The sequence below is a fragment of the Paracoccus sp. FO-3 genome, from assembly GCF_006386455.1.
In the GTDB taxonomy this organism is placed as follows: Bacteria; Pseudomonadota; Alphaproteobacteria; order Rhodobacterales; family Rhodobacteraceae; genus Paracoccus; species Paracoccus versutus.
This window is the reverse complement of record NZ_VCBQ01000327.1, coordinates 1-343: the sequence shown is the minus strand read 5'-3', so window position 1 is coordinate 343 and position 343 is coordinate 1. Positions and strand designations below refer to the sequence as shown.

The window sequence follows — 343 nt, the reverse complement described above, 5'->3', positions numbered from 1 at the left end:
ATGCCCTTCATCCAGCATAACGGCAAGCGTATCCTCTTCATCCATATCCCGAAGGCGGGGGGCACCTCGGTCGAGAGCTGGATGAAGGGCATCGCCCCCCTGCGGCTGTTTTCCATGGGCATTCCCCATGCCAGCCGCTGCACGCCGCAGCATTATCGCGCGCAGGATATCGAGGCGCTGCTGGGCGAGGGCTTCTTCGACTACGCCTTTACCATCGTGCGCAACCCCTATCACCGGATCGAAAGCGAATACCGGATGCGGGCACAGCTGGCCAAGGACAGTTTCTGGAAGGGCCTGCCCGCCTTTTCGCCCTGGATCGAGGAAAACCTGGACCAGCAGCGCC

General features: G+C 61.8%; 1 protein-coding gene. It reads left to right on the top strand.

Going from position 1 to position 343, the window contains the following annotated elements:
• The coding region (locus FE811_RS27230; RefSeq protein ID WP_140849628.1) for a sulfotransferase family 2 domain-containing protein at positions 1-343 on the top strand (343 nt) is incomplete at both ends.